The organism is Micromonospora profundi (assembly GCF_011927785.1).
Classification (GTDB): domain Bacteria; phylum Actinomycetota; class Actinomycetes; order Mycobacteriales; family Micromonosporaceae; genus Micromonospora; species Micromonospora profundi.
On record NZ_JAATJK010000001.1, the window covers coordinates 2,590,739 to 2,608,357 of the forward strand.

Sequence of the window (17,619 nt, forward strand, 5' to 3'; positions counted from 1 at the left end):
CGCGTCAGATGCCGACCTTGTTATCGATAACACCCGCGGCTCAGGCGGGCAGCCTCCCGGCCTCGAACAGAGCCCACGCGAGCAGCCCGAACGCGCCGGTCGACGCGACGGCGCGGACCACGTTGGCGCGTACCCAGGGCGTCTCGAAACGCTCCCGGAGCGCCGCCGGATCAGCGACCCGGTCGACGTCCCCGGCCCGGGCCAGCACGTTGTTGAGTGGCACGTTCACCACTGCGGTGAGGCCGAGCACCACCAGGTACGACAGCAGCCCGGCGACGATCCACGGCAGCACCGCCCGGTGCCCGGCGTCCAGGTGCAGCGCCGCCGCCAGAAGCGTGAACACCAGTGCTCCACCGAAGCAGATGGCGAACCACCCGTTGAGGATGGACTCGTTGATCCGCTGCATGGCGAGCACGAGCGTGCGGTCGTCGGTGCGGCGAAGACCCGGCATCACCGCGTAGGCGAACGCGGTGAACAGGCCGGCGGTCAGACCGGTGGTGAGGGTGGCGGCGAGCAGGCTCGCGGTACGGAGGAAACCCATGCCCACCACAGTGCACCACCGGACGCGGGCGGCGTCAGCGGCGTCTGGCGTGGGCGGCCAACGGGTTGGTAAGGGTGCCGACGAACTGGAGCGCGGCCGACGGGTCGGCGAGGTCGATCATCTGCTTGTTGTTCCGCAGTTGCAGCCGGTTGAGGCAGGACAGCGTGAACTCCGGTGCGAACAGGTCGTAGTGGCGTACCCGCTCGGCCAGGTGCGGCACGGTGTCGAAGTAGTCGGACGCGCAGGCAGCGACCGTCCGCCAGAAGTCGTCCTCGGGCAGGACTCCGGCCTCGACGAGCACCGCGTTGAGGTGCCGCAGGAAGCAGTCGATCACGTCGGTGAAGATCGTCAGCAGCTTGGTGTCGTCGGGCACCTCGACGCGGATGCGCTCCACCGCCTCCGGCAGGACGACGTCGGCGCTCATCACCGCGATCTCCTCGGCGATGTCCTTGAAGATCACCCGCTCGACGGTGTCGGTCTCGTCGAGGACCAGGATGACGTTCTCGCCGTGCGGCATGAAGGCGAGGTCGTGGGCGTAGAAGCTGTGCAGCAGCGGGGTCAGGTAGGCGTCCAGGTAGCGGCGCAGCCACACCTCGGGCGCCAACTGCGACCGGGCGATCAGGGACGCCGCCAGCGAGCCGCCGTCGTCGTCGACGTGCAGCAGCGCGGCCATCGTGGTCAGTCGCCGCCCCGGCGCGAGGCCCGGCACCGGGCTCTCCCGCCACAGGGCGGCAAACATCTTCCGGTGCGGGGAGGTGCGTTCGGTGGCCGCCTCGTACTGCCGGTGCCGGTAGCCCACCGCGGCGCGCTCCCGGATCACCGTCAACCCGGTGCCGGCAAGCACCTCGTCGCCCGCGATCAGGTCGGCCAGCCAGTCGTTGATCGCCGGGGTGGCGGCCATGTACGCGGCGGACAGCCCACGCATGAAGCCCATGTTGAGCACCGACAGCGCCGTCTTGACGTAGTGCCGGCGCGGCTCGGTGACGTTGAAGAACGTACGGATGGACTGCTGGGCAAGGTATTCGTCCGGCCCGGGACCGAGGTGCACAAGCCGGCGCTCGGCGAGCTCACCGGCGAACGTGACCGCCAGCTTGTTGAACCACTGCCACGGGTGCGCCGGGATCAGGTGGTAGTCGGCGAGGTCCAGGCCGAGACCGGCCATTGTGGCGGCGAACCGGGCTCGGGTTTCCGGGTCCAGCTCCCCCTCGATCAACGTGTCGTAGTCGAGGTCGGCGGCGCTGCTGAACGTCGAGTGGTCCCGGTGCGCGGCCAACCACTCCAGGCGCACCGGCGCGGCGGCCTCCGGGGCGTACCTGTGGTATTCGTCGACCCCGAAGCCGAGTCGCCCGTTGTTGGCAACGAAGCAGGGATGCCCCTCGGTCATCGACGTCTCGATTGTCTGGAAGTCGGCCACGGCCAGTTCGGCGGCGCTCGGCCCGGCCTGGGCCAGCTTGTACGCGCTGCCGGCCAACGTGGAGGTGATCTCCTCCAGGTAGACAGGCAGCACCTCCGTGGAGAGTCCGAGGGTGCCGCGCAGCTCGACGATGAGATCCACAGCGTCGGGCGGCAGCGAGGTGCCGTCGCGCCGCCGGGTGATGCTGTCGGCGTCGACCTGCCAGTGCTCCAGGGCGAGCAGCCGGGCGGCGAACCGGTACGTGACAGTGCCGTCGTCGCTGCGGACCTCGTACCACTGCCGGTCGTCGTCGCCGGGCACGGGCTGGGGCGTGATCAGCCGCTCGTGGGTGAACTCGGCGAGCGCCTTGCGGACCAGCAGCCGGTTGGCCCGCGCCCAGCGCTGCGGCGTGAGGTGCCCGACCGGGTCGGCGGCGACGGCCGGCACGGACGGTGACGCGGGAACGGCGGTGGCGGTCACGCCTGGGCTCCTTCGAGTTCGGTGACGGCGGCGTGGAACTGGGCCTTGGTGCAGACGCTGAGCAGCGCGTCCTTCTCCGGCTTGGCGATCTGGCCGACGACCTCGAAGCCGACGACGGCGTTCAGCGCGTGCACGGCGGTGTTGCGTACGTCCGGCTCCACCACCACCCGCCGGGTCGACGGGTCGGCGAAGAGCCACGCCAGCACTGTGGTGATCACCGCACGGGTGAAGCCGTGCTCCGGGGCGTCGGTGGGCGCGCAGAGGAAATGCATGCCCACGTCGCCGGGCTGGTTGTCGTAGAGCCCGACCAGCTCGACGTGGGCCGGGTCGTAGCGCTCGGCAAGGAAGGCGGGCGTCCCCCGCCACAGCCCGAGGTACGCGTCGTGGTGCGGGTGCTCGGCGATGCGCCGGTACTCAGTGGCCACCGCCGCCTCGTCGGCATCCTGCATCAGCCAGAACGCGGCCTTCGGGTTCGTCACCCAGGCGTGCAGCAGCGCGGCGTCACCGTCCGGATCGAGGGTACGCAGCGCGAACTCGCCGAGCCGCCCGTCGGTGCGGGTGAAGACGGTGGTCACGACGTCGTCACCCCGAATTCCTGGAAGGTGATGCTCTTCTCGATCGGGTAGTGCTCCCGGCCGAGCAGCTCCCGAATGATGAAGGAGTTGCGGTACGGGCCCATGCCCAGGTCGGGTGAGGTGATGCTGTGCGTGTGGGTGCCGGCGTTCTGCAGGAAGATGCCCCGCCCGGTGTGGTCGATGCTGTAGTTGCGGGCCACGTCGAAACGGCCGTGCGCGTCCCAGCGGATCCTCTCGCGCACCGGTGCGAGGAACTCCGGCACCCGGTAGTGGTAGCCGGTGGCAAGCACCAGCCCCTCGGTGCGCAGCGTGAAGTCCCGTTCCTGCTCCACGTGCCGCAACCCCAGCGTGTACTCACCGTCGTGGTGCTCGGCGGTGACCAGCTCGGTGTTCGTCAGCAGGCGGGTGTTCACCGGACCGTCGACGCTGTGCGCGTACAGCAGGTCGAAGATGTCGTTGATCAGGTCGGCGTTGATCCCCTTGAACAGGCCCTTCTGCTCGGCCTCCAGCCGGTAGCGGGTGTCCTCGGGCAGCGCGTGGAAGTAGTCCACGTAGTCCGGTGAGGTCATCTCCAGCGTCAGCTTCGTGTATTCGAGGGGGAAGAACCGCGGCGAGCGGGTCACCCAGTTGAGCTGGTAGCCGTACCGGTCGAGGTCGCCGAGCAGGTCGTGGTAGATCTCGGCGGCGCTCTGCCCGCTGCCCACCACAGTGATGCTGCGCTTGGTGCGCAGCGCGTCCCGGTGCTCCAGGTAGCGCGAGTTGTGCACCGCGTCGCCGGGCAGTCCGTCCACGGCGGCCGGCAGGTGCGGTGGGGTGCCCGTGCCGAGCACCAGGTGCCGGGCGCGGTACTCGACGCTCTCCCCCTCGCCGGTGTCGGCCCGCACGACGTACCGCTCGTCGGCCGGGTCGTACTCCACTGTGGTCACCGCCTGACCGAAGCGCAGGTTCGGCAGCTTCGCCGCCGCCCACCGGCAGTACGCGTCGTACTCGCTGCGCAACGGATAGAAGCTCTCCCGGATGTAGAACGGGTAGAGCCGGCCGATCTCCTTCAGATAGTTGAGAAAGGAGTACGGCGACGTCGGGTCGGCGAGGCTGACCAGGTCGGCGATGAACGGGGTCTGCAACCGGGCCGACTCCAGCAGCATGCCCGGGTGCCAGGCCAGACTGGGCCGGGCCTCCAGGAACACGCCGTCCAGATCGTCGATCGGCGCGGTGAGACAGGCCAACCCCAGGTTGTACGGGCCGAGCCCGATGGCGACGAAGTCATGGGTGGACATCCGGCCCTTCCGGCGCGGTTGCGGTGTCACGGGTCGGGTGGACGCGGCAGCCTGCTCGGCGCCGGCGTCAGCCGACATGGCAGGCCAGGTCGGCGGCGGTACGCTCGGCCACGTACCGACCGGCGTGGGCGGCGATCAGTTCGAGGACGTGGCCCACATCGTCGACGGTGGTGGCCGGATTGAGCAGCGTGAACTTCAGGAAGTGCCGGCCGTCGACACGGGTCCCCGCCACGAGCGCGGCACCGGACGCGGCGAGCGCCTCCCGGGCGTACAGGTTGGCCTCGTCGGCCAGGTCGCGACCCGGGCCGGTGGGCAGGTAGCGGAAGACGACAGTGCTCAACTCGGAGCGCGTCACCACCTCGAAGCGGGGATCCTCGCTTACCAGTTGCCACGCGTCCGCGGCCCTGTCGACCACCTCGTCGAAGAGCGCGCCGAGGGCGTCCGGACCCATCACCCGCAGCGTCAGCCACAGCTTCAACGCGTCGAAGCGGCGGGTGGTCTGCAGGCTCTTGTCGACCTGGTTGGGGATCCGCTGCTCGGCCATCCGAGCCGGGTTGAGGTAGTCGGCGTGGTAGGTGGCGTGCCGCAGCACCCGCCGGTCGCGGACCAGCAGCGCGCTGGAGCTGACCGGCTGGAAGAACGACTTGTGGTAGTCCACAGTCACCGAGTCGGCCCGCTCGATGCCGTCGAGCAGGTGCCGGCGCGTCGGTGAGACGAGCAGACCGCAGCCGTACGCGGCGTCCACGTGCAGCCACACGCCGGCATCCGCGCAGATCCCAGCCAGCTCGGCGAGGGGGTCGATGGAGCCGAAGTCGGTGGTGCCCGCGGTGCCGACGACGGCCATCACCACCTGCCCGGCCTGCCGGCATCGGGCGATCTCGTCGCGGACGGCGGCGGGCTGGATCCGCCGCCGCGCGTCGGTGGGGACCGCGACCACGGCATCCGGGGCGAGGCCGAGCAGCTTTGCCGACTTCTGCACGCTGAAGTGGCCGGCGGCGGACGTGAGTACGCGCAGCCGGGGCAGCAGCTCTGCGCGGGCCGCCGGGGTGAGCGCAGCGGCGCACGCCTCCTCCCGGGCCAGCAGCAGCGCCTGGAGGTTCGACTGGCTGCCACCGCTTGTGAACACGCCGTCGGCGTCCGGGCCGAGGCCGACGCGGGCGGCGGTCCAGTCGATCAGGCGTCGCTCGATGAGGGTGGCGCCGGCACTCTGGTCCCAGGTGTCCAGTGAGGAGTTCACCGCACTGAGCACCGCCTCGCCCAGCAACGCCGGGATGACCACCGGGCAGTTGAGGTGGGCGAGATAGCGGGGGTGGTGGAACCACACGGTGTCGCGCAGGTAGACGTCCTCCAGCTCGTCCAGTGCCGCGCCCGCGTCGCCGAGGGGCCGGTCCAGGTCGACCCGGTCGACCACGGGGGCCAGGTCGGCGGGGGCGACGCCGGTACCGGGCTGCTGCACTGTGGCCACCCGCCGGACGACCCGGTCGACACCGTCGGCGATCGTCCGCCGGTAGTGCTCGACCGAGCCGTCGTGCAGCAGCTGCGCCCGCGCGCCGGCCAGTGTCCCCGGCGGCCCGGCGGCCGGCCACTGTGTGGCCGTTGCCGGCGGAATGCTCTCGGCGGGGTACGTCGGCACGGTCACGTGTCCTCCACGTTCTCGACGATGGGCAGCCGGAACCCTCCCCCGGCGCGGTTCCGCGCCGGGGGTCGTACTGCCTTATGGGTTGTGTCGCCGCTCAGACGCGCCGTCGCGTCAGCTGACCTTCTTGGCGTTCTTGATCGCGGTGGCCAGGTTCTCCAGCAGCGGTGCGGCACCTGCGTACGAGAAGCGGGGCACCGCGTCCCACGGGGTCACCTGGTTGGCCTTGACCGCCGGCAGCTGACCCCAGGTGGGCTTGGCGGCCAGGTCCTTGGGCTGAAGCGCGGTGCTGCGGTTGTCAAGCAGGATCAGGTCGGCTGGGAACTTGCCGGTGTTCTCCCAGCTCAGCGCCTCGAAGTAGTCGCCGGATTCGAGCTTGGTGGGCACCACGATGTCGACGCCCAGCTCGGCGAAGTACATGAGGTCGGTGCTCACCTTGGGGTTGGAGACGTAGAACAGGTCGGGGCTGCCGGAGCAGGCCATCACCTTGATGCCGGGGTTGGCCTTGACGGCCTGGCGGACGCTCTCGGCGGCGGCGTCGAAGCGGGTCTTCGCGTCGGTGACCTTCTTGGCGGACAGGTCCGCGCCGAGCGACTCGGCCAGGGCGGCGTACCGCTCGATGGGCTTGGTCATCGGCACCCGGGCCGTGGTGATCGCGACGCTGGGCGCGAGCGGCAGGATCTTGTCCTTGCTCTCGTCCGGCACGTACCAGAGGGCGTCGGGGTCGTACATGTGCGTGACGAGCAGTTCGGGGCGCAGGGCCGCGTACTTCTCCACACTGAACTCGCCCCACACGTTGCCCAGGATCTCCACGGACTCGACGTTCAGGTCGCCCGCCTGCGGGTCTGTCGTGCCGTCGGCCCGCTTGGTCTCACCGAACACGCCGACGATCTGCTTGTCGAGACCGAAATCGACAAGTGCCGCGGCCACCCCGGTGAAGGCCACCACGCGTGCCGGGCGGGCCGCCGCCTCGACCTTCTTGGTGCGGTCGTCCGTGAACGACCAGGGGCCACCGGTGTTGCCGGCGGCGGGCTTCGCGTCATCGTCCTTGCCGCAGCCGGCGAGCAGAGCGGCAAGGGTGGCGGCGCCTCCGGCGGCCAGCAGGCCACGGCGGGTCAGGCGACGGGCGGACAGAGATTCGGGCATGGTGTCGTCTTTCGATCAAGGGACGGCCGGGGTCGACCGGGACAGCGGGCTTAGGTTAGCCTAACCTCGGACATTGTCAACAGCGGTACGCCGTGTCGCCACACCCCCGGAGTTCACCCTGGACGCCACACCGTCCGTCAGCACCCTGGCGCCATCCGCGCCCGGGTCGACGGCATCACCGACCGCGCCGCAGCCGGCGCGGCGCTCCCGCCAGGCGGCACGCGCCGCCGGCCTGATCGCCGCCGTGGCGCTGCTCGGCGTCGTCCTGGTGCTCAGCATCGGGGTCGGCGCCAAGTCCCTGCCGCTCGCCGACGTCTGGGCCGGGCTGCTTGACCGCGACGCCGCCGAATACGCGGTGGTGCACCAGATGCGCCTACCCCGCACCCTGCTCGGGTTGCTTGCCGGTGCGGCGCTCGGAATGGCCGGCGCGGTGATGCAGGCCCTCACCCGCAACCCACTTGCCGACCCCGGGCTGCTCGGCATCAACGCGGGCGCGTCCGCCGCCGTTGCCACCGCAGCGTTGCTGGGCGTCACCGCCATCGGCGGGTACGTCTGGTTCGCGCTTGCCGGCGCCGCGGCGGTCACCGCCCTGGTCTACGCCGTCGGCGGCGGACGTGGCGCCACCCCGGCCCGCCTCGCGCTTGCCGGCGCGGCACTCAACGCCACTCTCTACTCGTACGTCAGCGCGGTCATGATGCTGGACACCGCCTCACTGGACCGGCTGCGGTTCTGGACGGTCGGCTCACTGGCCAGCGCCGACGCCGCGACAGTGACCCGGGTGGCACCGTTCATCGTGGTCGGTCTGCTGGTCGCCCTCGCCGCCGCCCGCCCGCTGAACGCCCTCGCGCTCGGCGACGACGCCGCCCGTGCGCTGGGCGCCCGACCCGCGCTCATCCGGGTGGCCGTCATCGTCGCTGTCACACTGCTCTGCGGCGCGGCGACCGCGGCCTGTGGCCCGATCGTGTTCGTCGGACTGCTGGTCCCCCACCTGGTACGCGCCCTCACCGGCCCCGATCTGCGCTGGCTCCTGCCGTACTGCGCGGTGCTCGCGCCGGTGCTGCTGCTCGGCGCCGACGTGCTGGGCCGGGTGCTCGGCCGACCCGGTGAACTCCAGGTGGGCATGGTGACAGCGGTGCTGGGCGGCCCGCTCTTCCTCTGGCTGGTCACCCGTTCCCGGGTGGCACACCCATGAGCGGGCTGAACGTTTCGGCGCGGCACGCCAGCGCGGAGCGCAGCGGAGCGGCGACATGACTGTCATCCGTACCCCCGGCGGGTTGTCCCTGCGGTTCCGCCCCCGCGCGCTGGCCATCGGCGCGGGCGCCGCAGTGCTCGCGGCCGGGCTCGGCCTGGTCGCGCTGGGCAGCGGCGACTACCCGATGGGTCCGGCCGACGTGCTGCGCACCCTGGGCGGTGGCGGCACCCCCGCCGAGCAGTTCATCGTGAACGAGCTGCGACTGCCCCGGCTGGTCACCGCCCTGCTTGTCGGCGCGGCGCTGGCCCTGTCCGGCACGATCTTCCAGTCGCTTGTCCGCAACCCGCTGGGCAGCCCCGACATGCTCGGCTTCACCCAGGGCGCGTCGACAGGCGCGCTCGTGGTGGTCGTCCTCGGCGGCAGCAGCATGGCCCTGGCCGGCGCGGCGGTCGTCGGAGGGCTCTGCACCGGCCTGCTGATCTACACGCTCGCCTGGCGACGCGGCGTGCACGGCTTCCGGCTCATCCTTGTCGGCATCGGCGTCGCCGCGATCCTCACGGGTGTCAACGGCTACCTGCTGACCCGGGCCCCTCTGATGGACGCCGCCCGCGCGGTGCTCTGGCTCACCGGCAGCCTGGACGGGCGGGGCTGGGCCAACGCCGGCCCGCTGCTCGCCGTCACCGCCGTGCTGGCGCCGCTGGTGCTCGTCGTCTGCGGCCCGGCCCTGCGCATGATGGAGTTGGGCGACGACACGGCAAGCGCCCTGGGGGTGCCCGTGCGCCGGCTACGTCTCGTCCTGCTCGCCGCAGCGGTGCTGCTCGTCTCGTTCTCGGCGGCCGCCGCCGGCCCGGTCTCCTTCCTCGCGCTTGTCGCGCCGCACCTGGCCAAGCGGCTCACCGGGTCGCCCGGCCCGAACCTGCTGCCGTCGATGGCCCTCGGCGCGGCCCTGATGGTCGGCGCCGACCTGCTGGCGCAGCGCGCGTTCACCGGGCACCAACTCCCGGTCGGCGTGGTGACCGGGATGATCGGCGGCGGCTACCTCGTGTGGCTGCTTGCCGTCGAACGCCGGGCGGGTCGGCTGTGAACACCCGCGACGCCCTCGAAGGAGCATCCATGGACGGCAGTTCCCGCCTCGGTGGCACCGGGCTGACGCTCGCCTACGACCGGCGCACCATCGCCGAGAACCTCACGGTGGAGGTGCCCGACAGGTCGTTCACGGTGATCATCGGCCCGAACGCCTGCGGCAAGTCGACGCTGCTGCGCGCGCTGTCGCGGATGCTGCGCCCGAGTGCCGGAGCGGTGCTGCTGGACGGCCGGGACATCCACGACCTGCCGGCCCGGAAGGTGGCCCGCACCCTCGGCCTGCTGCCGCAGTCGTCGATCGCGCCGGACGGCATCAGCGTCGCCGAGCTGGTCGCCCGGGGCCGCTACCCCCACCAGGGGCTGCTGCGGCAGTGGTCGCGCGAGGACGAGCGGATCGTCGACGAGTCGATGGCCGCCACCGGCGTCGCCGACCTCGCCGACCGGCCCGTCGACGAGCTGTCCGGCGGGCAACGGCAGCGGGTCTGGATCGCCATGGCGCTGGCCCAGCAGACCCCGCTGCTGCTGCTCGACGAGCCGACCACGTACCTCGACATCGCCCACCAGATCGAGATCCTGGACCTCTGCGCCCAACTGCACGAGGAGCAGGGACGCACCCTTGTCGTGGTGCTGCACGACCTGAACCACGCGGCCCGCTACGCCACCCATCTCATCGCCATGCGCGACGGCCGGGTGGTGGCCGCCGGCGACCCGCGAACGGTGGTCACCGCCGACCTTGTGGGTGAGGTGTTCGGGCTGCCCTGCCAGGTGATCGACGACCCGGAGACCGGCACCCCGCTCGTCGTTCCGGCCTCCCGCCGACGGGCCGCCGTGACGGTGCCGGGGTTGGCGTGACCGAGGACGGTGGGCGGCGCCCCGCCAGGCGGTTCCGCGACAGCTGGGGTGTGCCGCACCTTCGCGCCGACGACCCGCTCGCCCTCGCGGCGGCGCAGGGCCGCGTCACCGCGTACGACCGGGCGTGGCAGATCGAGGTGGAACGGCACCGGGCACAGGGCACCAGCGCCGCGTTCCTCGGCGCCGACGCGCTCGCCTGGGACCGCTTCGCCCGGCAGGTCCGGCTCGCCGACACCGCCCGCCGCTGCCACGCCGCGCTGGACCCCGCGACCGCCGAGTGGGTCGGCGCGTACGTCACCGGGGTCAACGACGGCCTCGCCGCCGGGGCGGGCAGGGCACCGGAGTTCGCGGCGGTCGGGCTGACCCCCGGCCGGTGGGAGCCGTGGACGCCGCTCGCTGTGTGGCTGGGCCACCACATCCTGTTCGCCGGGTTCCCCGGCAAGCTCTGGCGCGAGCACGTCGCACGCAAGCTCGGCCCGGCGTCCGTCGACCTGTTCGCCATCGACGGGCCGGCCGTCGCCGGCAGCAACGGGTGGCTGCTGGCCCCCGAACGCACCGGCACGGGCGCGGCCCTGCTCGCCGGCGACCCGCACCGCTTCATCGAGGATCCGGGCGTCTACCAGCAGATCCGGCTGGCCTGCCCGGAGTACGACGTGGTGGGGCTGGCCGTGCCCGGCGTACCGGGGATCGCCCACTTCGGCCACACCGGGACGGTGGCATGGGCGATCACCAACGCGATGGCCGACTACCAGGACCTGTACGCCGAACGGTTGCGCCGGGACGGGACCCGGGTGCGGGCGCTCGGCCCGGACGGCTGGCAGGACGCCCACCACCATGTCGAGACGATCGAGGTGGCCGGTGCGGAGCCGGTACGGGTGGACGTGGTGGAGACCGACCGGGGACCGTTGATCGTCGGCGGGCCGGACGACGAGACGGGCATCAGCCTGCGCTATCCGCCCCGGGTCCGCTCCGAGCTGGGCTTCGCGGTCCTGCCGGCGCTGCTGCGCGCCCGTACGGTGGCCGACGTGGACGCGGCTGTGGAGCGCTGGGTGGAGCCGGTGAACGTGGTGCAGGCGGCCGACACGACGGGCGGACTGCTGCACCGGGTCGCCGGCGCCGTGCCGGTACGGCATCCCGACAACTGCCGACGGGTGGTCCCGGCCTGGGAGGCCACCCACGCCTGGCGGGGCTGGCACACCCCGATGCCCCGCGCCGAGGTGACCGGCCGGGCGGTGATGGCCAACGAACGCGGGCTGGCCGCGCCGCTCGGGGTCGAGTTCGCCCCACCGCACCGCGCGCGTCGGATCGGCGAACTGCTCGACGCCGGGCAACGCTGGACGGCCGACCGGATGGCAGCTGTGCACACCGACACGTACCTGGGGTCGGCCGGCGCGCTCCTGACGGTGCTGCGGAACCTGACCGGGCTCGCCCCGACCGCCGCCGCGCTGCGGGACCGGCTGCTGCGCTGGGACCGGCGGATGAGCGCCGACAGCACCGACGCCGCGGACTTCGCCACACTGCGGGCCGCCGTCGTCCGCCGGTTCGCCGACCATCCGGCGCTGGCCGCGCTCGCCGACCCGCCCGCGTACCCCGAGGTGTTCGCGCCCTGGCTGGCACTGACGCCGAGGGTGGGTTACGCGCTGGAGCACCTGCTCGGCGGCACCGCGCTGCCCGGCGTGGACGTTGCGGCGCTGGTCCGGGCGGCGGCCGAGGAGGTCGCGGCCGAACAGCCGGTGCCCTGGGGGGACCTGCACCGGCTGACGCCGTGGCGGGCGCTGCCCGACCAGGCGGCCGGACCAGGCGCCCGGCTCGACGGCGACCACGACTGCGTGCTGGCGACGTCAAGCGTGCCCGGGGTGACACACCGGTGCTTCCGGGGGCCCGCAGCGCGTTTCGTGTGGGACCTGGCGCGGCGTGCGGACAGCCGCTGGGTGGTCCCGCTGGGCGCCAGCGGGGTGCCCGGCGACAGGCACCACGACGACCAGAGCCCAGCGTGGCTGGCCGGTGAGCTGCTGCCGGTGACCACCGACTGGGCCGAACTCACCGAGGAGCCAGATGAGCAGTGACACCTCCACCGTCGACGGGCACCACTACCGGCGGGACGTCCCCGGGTTCGGGGTGGTCACCATCCGGCCGGTACGACCCGACGAGGACGCCGACCTGCTGCACGGTTGGGTCACCCAGGAACGCGCCCGGTTCTGGGGGATGCTCGACGCGAGCCGCGAGCGGGTGCACGAGATCTACGCGTACCTCGACTCGCTGGACACCCACCACGCGTACCTGGTGCACCGCGACGGTGTGCCGGCCGCGCTGGCGCAGACGTACCAGCCCGAGGCCGACCCGGTCGGCGAGTGCTACGAGGTACGCCCCGGCGACGTCGGCGTGCACCTGCTGATCGGGCCGCCGGTAACTGTCGAGCCCGGCTTCACGGGCGCGCTGTTCGGGGCGATCCTGGACTTCGTCCTCGCCGACCCGACACGGCTGCGGGTCGTGATCGAACCGGACGCCCGCAACGAGCGCGCCATCAACAGGTTCCTACGCACCGGCTTCCGCCCCGGACCTCTCATCGACCTGCCGGAGAAGCAAGCCCGACTGCTCTTCCTGAACCGCCCCGCCGCCAGGCCCTGCTGAAACCCCGTCGATCTTGCAGTTGTGGTCGCCCATGAGTACCGTTTTGCGGCTTTCGTCGGGGCAGCAAGTGCAAGATCGGCGCGGGGTTTCAGGACGGGTGCGTTGCCAGCTTGGCCAACTGGTCCAGCTGGGTTTCGTCAGTCAGGGCTGAGCCCACGGCTGCCACCCGTACGCCGGCGTTCAGGAACTGGGCGGCGTTGCCGGCGTCGAGGCCGCCGGTGGCGACGAAGCGCAACTGCGGCAGCGGGCCGGCCATGGCCTTGAACCAGGCCGGGCCGAGCGAGATGGCCGGGAACGCCTTGAGCCAGGTGAGGCCGTGCCGCAGCGCCTGCTGCGCCTCGGTCGGGGTGGCCACGCCGGGCAGGTGCGGCAGGCCGCGTGCGGCGGCGGCGTCGGCGACCGCGAGGTCCAGGCCGGGCGCGACGGTGAACGCGGCTCCCGCGTCCGCCGCGGCGATGACCTGCGACTCGTCGAGCACGGTGCCGGCGCCGACGATCCGGCCACGCTCCCGACCCGCCTCGACGGCGGCGCGCAGCGCCGGCACCGCGTCGGACGTGGCCACCGGGACCTCCACCACGTCGATACCGAGATCCCAGGCGCGCTCGGCGAGGCGGACGGTCTCGGCGACCGGAAGCCCGCGCAGGATGGCCATCACCCGGGCGCTGCCGAAGATGTGGTCGAAGTCCGTCATGGTCATTGCGTTCTCCATCCGAGGTCGCGGGAGATCTGCCGGGTGGTATCGAGCAGGCGGGGCAGCAGCCCGCGCAGGTCGGCGAGGGTGGCCACCACCGTCGGCGCGGTCACCGACACCGCCGCGGTGACCGACCCGTCGGCCTGCCGCACGGGCGCCGCCACGCAGGTGATGAGCGTTTCGAACTCGCCGTCGTCAGCGGCCCAGCCCTGCTCCGCGACGGTCGCCAGCTCCGCCCGCAGGGCGGCCGGCTCACAGATGGTGGCCGGGGTGTACGCGCGCAGCTCGGCACCGTCGACCAGCCGGGTCAGCCGGGACTGCGGGCTGTACGCGAGCACCACCTTGCCCACCCCGCTGGCGTGCCAGGGTGCGGTGCGACCGATCCGCGAGTACATCCGCACCTGACCACGGGCCTCGATCTTGTCCACGTAGACAAGGTCGTCGTCGACGAGCTGGGCCAGGTGGATGGTGTGCCCGCAGTCGCGGCCGAGCGCCGCCAGGTGTGGACGGGCCACCGCGCGCACGTCCAGGGAGTCCAGTGCCTGCTGGGCGAGGTCGATCAGACGCAGGCCCACGGCCCAGCCGCCGTCGCTGCGCCGCGCGAACCCGCCCGCCTCAAGGGTCTGCAGCAGGCGCAGCGCTGTGGACTTGTGCACGCCCAGATCGGTGGCCACAGCGCCGAGCTGCGCCGGCTCACGTGCCAGCAGTTCGAGCACCCGCATCGCCCTGTCGACGCCCTCGGACACGCCTCAGCCCTCGGCCCGTACGCCGGTCAGGTCCGGTGGCGACCAGGGGTCGTCGAGCAGCCTGTCGAACCACGACCACTGCGGCACGGGCGCGTTGTCGCCGCTGCTGCCCAGCGCCTGCGCGGCGACCAGGTGCCCGAGGCGCAGCCGGCGGACCGGGTCGAGGCCGCGCAGCACCCCGGCCAGGTATCCGGCGGCGAACGCGTCACCGGCGCCGACCGGTTCCACCACCGCCACGCGGGGCGCCTCAACGAACACCGGTTCGGCGTCGTGACGCAGGGCGGTGGCGCCCACCGCGCCGTCCTTGACGACGACAGTCCGCGGACCGGGCAGCAACCGGCGTACGGACAGCGGGTCGCCGGTGCCCCACAGTGCCTCTGCCTCGTCCTGACCGACGAAGACGAGGTCACTGCGGTCGGCCAGGTCCCGCAGCACCGGCGCGGCCTGCTCGGCCGGCCAGAGCCGGGCCCGGTGGTTGACGTCGAAGCTGACGAGCGCGCCCGGAACCGGCCGGTCGGTGACCGCGTGCGCGACAAGCGCCCGGCACGAGTCGGAGAGCGCCGGGGTGATGCCGGACAGGTGCAGCACCCGCGCGCCGGTCAGCCGAGGGTCGGCCAGCGCGTCGGCGCCCATGCGGGAGGCCGCCGAGCCGGCCCGGTAGTAGTGCACGGCGGTGGCCGTCGGCCCTGGGTCCTTGACATACAGGCCGGTGGGGGCGGTTGGGTCCACTGTCACCAGGTCGACGTGGACGCCTGCGGCAGCGACGTGCCGTACGACCGCACGGCCGAACGGGTCGTCACCGACCCGGCTCACCCACGCCGCGTCGTGCCCCAGCCGGGCCAGGTAGCCGGCCACGTTGGACTCCGCGCCGCCGACGGAGAGGGCGACCCGCTCGGCGTGCTCCAGCGGCTCGCCCGGCGCGGGGCAGAGCACGACCATCGTCTCCCCCACCGTGACCACCTCGACCGGCGGGGAGCCGGCCGGGACTGCGGCGTCATGGGGTCGGGGCTCGGTCGACATGGGGGCACACGTCCTCGCGGAAGGGGTCCGGGGTGCCGCCGAGCCTAGGCCCGTTGCGCTGCCTGAGCAACCGTTGCGCTGATCGCAACGATGGTCAGGGCAGCGTCAGCCCGTACGCCGCCAGCACCTCCGAGATCGGCTGGTAGTAGGAGACGCCGCCGGAGGTGCAGTTGCCGCTGCCGCCGGAGAGGATGCCCAGGATGACGCCGGTGGACGCCACGTAGAGCGGCCCGCCACTGTCACCCGGCTCGGCGCAGATGTTGGTCCGGATCAGGCCGGAGACGGAGCCACCGGCGTAGTTGACGGTCTGGTTGAGCCCGGTGACGGTGCCGCACCGCACCCCGGTGGTCGCCCCGCTGCGGCAGACCGCCTGACCCACGTACGCATTGCCGTAGCTGTTGACGGTCAGCAGCCCCGGATAGGTGTAGATCGCGCTCGGGTGGGCGATCCTGCTGGTGTAGCGGATCAGCCCGTAGTCGTTGCCGGGGTAACTGGTGGCGGTGCGGGTGCCGAGCACTGTGGTCTGCGCGCTGTCGGCGTACCAGGTGCTGGCGGCGGCGCAGTGCCCGGCCGTGACCACGTAGTAGGTGCTGCCGCTGCGCACGTTGGCGCCCAGCGAGCACCTGGCACCACCGCCGTAGATGCCCTGCCCGGCGGCGATCAGGGTGCGCAGCGTGCCGGGTTCCCGGCGCAACAGGACGCCTGTCCGGTCGGCGACCGTCCGCAGCGTCGCCACCTCAGCGGCGGTCACGGTGTCGTCGACAGTGAGGGTCATTCGGCCGATGGCCGGGTCGAATCCCCATGCGGTGCCCGCCGTACGGACGCCGGCGAGCGCGGTGACGGCCTCGCCCACCCGGTCGGGAACGGCGGCACGGTCGGGGACGGCGGCGCGCGCGACGCCGGGCGCGCCGAGCAGGAGAGCGGTCAGGACGACGGCGACGAGCGGCGAGCGGCGCATCCGAGCCTCCGCAGAAATCGAGATACGTGGATACAGCGAGCATCGCCCGGCAGCCGTGGCCGTGGCAACAGCGGGCCGGCCGGAATCGTCGATCCCCGGACGGGCCGTGCCGGCGCCGCCGATAATTCCGGAGACACGGGAGGCCGCATGACCACCGGAGAGACCGCGGCGCAGGCACGCGGGCCCGGCACCTGACCGCAACGGTCAGACCAGGTGTCGACCGGCCCACTCGGCGAGGTCCCGGGCGCACGCGTCCACCGCCTCCTGCCAGGTACGGGCCGCACCCTCCCCCGCCTCGTCGCTCACCTGCTTGACGAGCCGGCACGGCACACCGGCCTGCGCCGCGGCCCACGCGACCGCGTACCCCTCCATGTCGACCAGGTCGGCACGCTGCGCCAATCTGTCCCGGGCGGCGTCGTCGGCAACGAACGTGTCGCCGGTGGCCAGCACCGCGCCCTCGGTCGCCAACGCCAGCGGCGCCCCGTAGGTCTCGCCGGTGAGCGCGAGCAGCAGGGTCGTGTCCAGGTCGTGCTGGAGCACTGTGGCGATCTCGTGGATGCCGGCCAGGCCGGGGCGCAGCGCCCCGGCCGTGCCCAGGTTGAGCAGCAGGCTCGGGCGCGGCCCGACGGCCAGCACCGTCGCGACAGCGCTGGCGGCGTTCACCTTGCCGATCCCGGTGAGCAGCACCGGCAGGTCGGGCGGCAGGTAGCGGGCCTCCTCCCCGACAGCGAGCACCACCAGTGGACGATCGGCCCGGACCGTACCTCGAAGATTCACCGGAGCATCGTACGGCCGCCGCCGCAGGGGCAGCCGATCGCCTCGGGGCGCGAACCGGCCGGCGTACAGGCAACGTCCAGCTTCGTCGCATCCCGCGTCCAGCCGGCTGGGGCAGGCCGGCGCAGCGGACCACCGCGACGTACGACCTTGACGGTCCGGTCCGCCGACGAAAGAGGTGACGAGGTGTACGACGGGCAGGAGTTCCTCCGCGACAAGCGCTGGTGCCTGAGCAGGCGGGCGCTGCTGACCGGTGCCGGAGCGATCGGCGCGGCCGGAGTGCTGAGCGCCTGCGGCACCGGCGACGAATCCTCCCCTCAGCCGGCTGCCGAACCTGGCGCGGTGCTCGCCAGCACCGGCGACGTGCCGGTCGGCGGTGGCACGCTCGTCGGCGGGGTGCTCGTCGTGCAGCCCGAGGCCGGCACCTTCACTGCGTACGACGCGACCTGCCCGCACCAGGGCGTACGCGTCGGCGCTCCCCGCGACGGGGTGATCACCTGCCCCGCGCACAACTCGACGTTCGCCGTCGGCGACGGCGCCCGCCTCGGTGGCCCGGCCACCACGGGCCTCACCGAAATTCCCATCCGGGTCGACGGCACGAACATCGTCCGCGGTTGACTGTTG

At 72.5% G+C, this 17,619-nt stretch carries 17 protein-coding genes; 6 read left to right on the plus strand and 11 right to left on the minus strand.

Going from position 1 to position 17,619, the window contains the following annotated elements; all coding sequences use genetic code 11:
- Positions 1 to 40: 40 nt before the first annotated feature.
- The 6 genes from F4558_RS11495 to F4558_RS11520 all read right to left on the minus strand — a co-directional run bounded on the left by F4558_RS11495 (position 41) and on the right by F4558_RS11520 (position 7,048).
- Positions 41 to 541 (minus strand): anthrone oxygenase family protein, encoded by a 501-nt coding sequence (locus tag F4558_RS11495; protein WP_167944010.1) that lies wholly within the window; start codon positions 539 to 541, stop codon positions 41 to 43.
- A gap of 34 nt (positions 542 to 575) precedes the next feature.
- On the minus strand, positions 576 to 2,414 hold the full coding sequence (locus F4558_RS11500; RefSeq protein WP_376767514.1) for an IucA/IucC family protein: 1,839 nt from the start codon (positions 2,412 to 2,414) through the stop codon (positions 576 to 578).
- Entirely contained in the window at positions 2,411 to 2,989 is a 579-nt protein-coding gene (locus tag F4558_RS11505; RefSeq protein WP_167944011.1) for a GNAT family N-acetyltransferase, read from the minus strand. Before F4558_RS11505 ends, F4558_RS11500 begins: the two co-directional genes overlap by 4 nt.
- Positions 2,986 to 4,266: a lysine N(6)-hydroxylase/L-ornithine N(5)-oxygenase family protein gene (locus F4558_RS11510; RefSeq protein WP_167944012.1), complete on the minus strand. Its 1,281-nt coding sequence runs from the start codon at positions 4,264 to 4,266 to the stop codon at positions 2,986 to 2,988. Before F4558_RS11510 ends, F4558_RS11505 begins: the two co-directional genes overlap by 4 nt.
- Before the next feature lie 67 nt (positions 4,267 to 4,333).
- The gene (locus F4558_RS11515) at positions 4,334 to 5,905 is read right to left on the minus strand and encodes a pyridoxal phosphate-dependent decarboxylase family protein (protein WP_167944013.1); all 1,572 of its coding nucleotides are present in this window, start codon (positions 5,903 to 5,905) and stop codon (positions 4,334 to 4,336) included.
- A gap of 111 nt (positions 5,906 to 6,016) precedes the next feature.
- Positions 6,017 to 7,048: an ABC transporter substrate-binding protein gene (locus tag F4558_RS11520; protein ID WP_053659701.1), complete on the minus strand. Its 1,032-nt coding sequence runs from the start codon at positions 7,046 to 7,048 to the stop codon at positions 6,017 to 6,019.
- 145 nt (positions 7,049 to 7,193) lie between these two features.
- Between F4558_RS11520 and F4558_RS11525 the strand changes: the two genes are divergently transcribed.
- From F4558_RS11525 to F4558_RS11545, 5 genes are read left to right on the plus strand one after another with little or no spacing between them, the layout of a single operon-like run.
- Positions 7,194 to 8,240: a FecCD family ABC transporter permease gene (locus F4558_RS11525; protein WP_053660052.1), complete on the plus strand. Its 1,047-nt coding sequence runs from the start codon at positions 7,194 to 7,196 to the stop codon at positions 8,238 to 8,240.
- A 55-nt stretch (positions 8,241 to 8,295) separates the two neighbouring features.
- A complete protein-coding gene (locus tag F4558_RS11530) occupies positions 8,296 to 9,324 on the plus strand; it encodes a FecCD family ABC transporter permease (RefSeq protein ID WP_167944014.1) in 1,029 nt (342 codons plus the stop codon).
- A 29-nt stretch (positions 9,325 to 9,353) separates the two neighbouring features.
- Positions 9,354 to 10,175 carry an ABC transporter ATP-binding protein gene (locus F4558_RS11535; protein WP_167944015.1) on the plus strand — a complete coding sequence of 274 codons (822 nt, stop codon included), beginning with the start codon at positions 9,354 to 9,356 and terminating at the stop codon, positions 10,173 to 10,175.
- Complete coding sequence (locus F4558_RS11540) at positions 10,172 to 12,241, plus strand: penicillin acylase family protein (RefSeq protein ID WP_167944016.1); 2,070 nt, start codon at positions 10,172 to 10,174, stop codon at positions 12,239 to 12,241. Before F4558_RS11535 ends, F4558_RS11540 begins: the two co-directional genes overlap by 4 nt.
- Positions 12,231 to 12,806, plus strand: coding sequence for a GNAT family N-acetyltransferase (locus F4558_RS11545; RefSeq protein WP_053659695.1), 576 nt, complete (start codon positions 12,231 to 12,233; stop codon positions 12,804 to 12,806). Before F4558_RS11540 ends, F4558_RS11545 begins: the two co-directional genes overlap by 11 nt.
- Before the next feature lie 88 nt (positions 12,807 to 12,894).
- Here the strand turns inward: F4558_RS11545 and F4558_RS11550 are convergent, their stop codons facing one another.
- From F4558_RS11550 to F4558_RS11570, 5 genes are all read right to left on the minus strand, one after another.
- A complete protein-coding gene (locus F4558_RS11550; protein ID WP_053659693.1) occupies positions 12,895 to 13,503 on the minus strand; it encodes a bifunctional 4-hydroxy-2-oxoglutarate aldolase/2-dehydro-3-deoxy-phosphogluconate aldolase in 609 nt (202 codons plus the stop codon).
- On the minus strand, positions 13,500 to 14,243 hold the full coding sequence (locus tag F4558_RS11555; RefSeq protein ID WP_053659690.1) for an IclR family transcriptional regulator: 744 nt from the start codon (positions 14,241 to 14,243) through the stop codon (positions 13,500 to 13,502). Before F4558_RS11555 ends, F4558_RS11550 begins: the two co-directional genes overlap by 4 nt.
- A gap of 3 nt (positions 14,244 to 14,246) precedes the next feature.
- The gene (locus F4558_RS11560) at positions 14,247 to 15,263 is read right to left on the minus strand and encodes a sugar kinase (RefSeq protein WP_053659688.1); all 1,017 of its coding nucleotides are present in this window, start codon (positions 15,261 to 15,263) and stop codon (positions 14,247 to 14,249) included.
- A 94-nt stretch (positions 15,264 to 15,357) separates the two neighbouring features.
- Positions 15,358 to 16,221 (minus strand): S1 family peptidase, encoded by an 864-nt coding sequence (locus tag F4558_RS11565; RefSeq protein WP_167944017.1) that lies wholly within the window; start codon positions 16,219 to 16,221, stop codon positions 15,358 to 15,360.
- Positions 16,222 to 16,425: 204 nt separating this feature from the next.
- Positions 16,426 to 16,998, minus strand: a complete 573-nt coding sequence (locus F4558_RS11570) for a nucleosidase (RefSeq protein ID WP_082377668.1) — start codon at positions 16,996 to 16,998, stop codon at positions 16,426 to 16,428.
- Positions 16,999 to 17,145: 147 nt separating this feature from the next.
- Here F4558_RS11570 and F4558_RS11575 point away from each other — a divergent pair, with 147 nt between their 5' ends.
- Positions 17,146 to 17,613 carry a Rieske (2Fe-2S) protein gene (locus tag F4558_RS11575; protein WP_231640193.1) on the plus strand — a complete coding sequence of 156 codons (468 nt, stop codon included), beginning with the start codon at positions 17,146 to 17,148 and terminating at the stop codon, positions 17,611 to 17,613.
- The last annotated feature ends 6 nt before the right edge of the window (positions 17,614 to 17,619 follow it).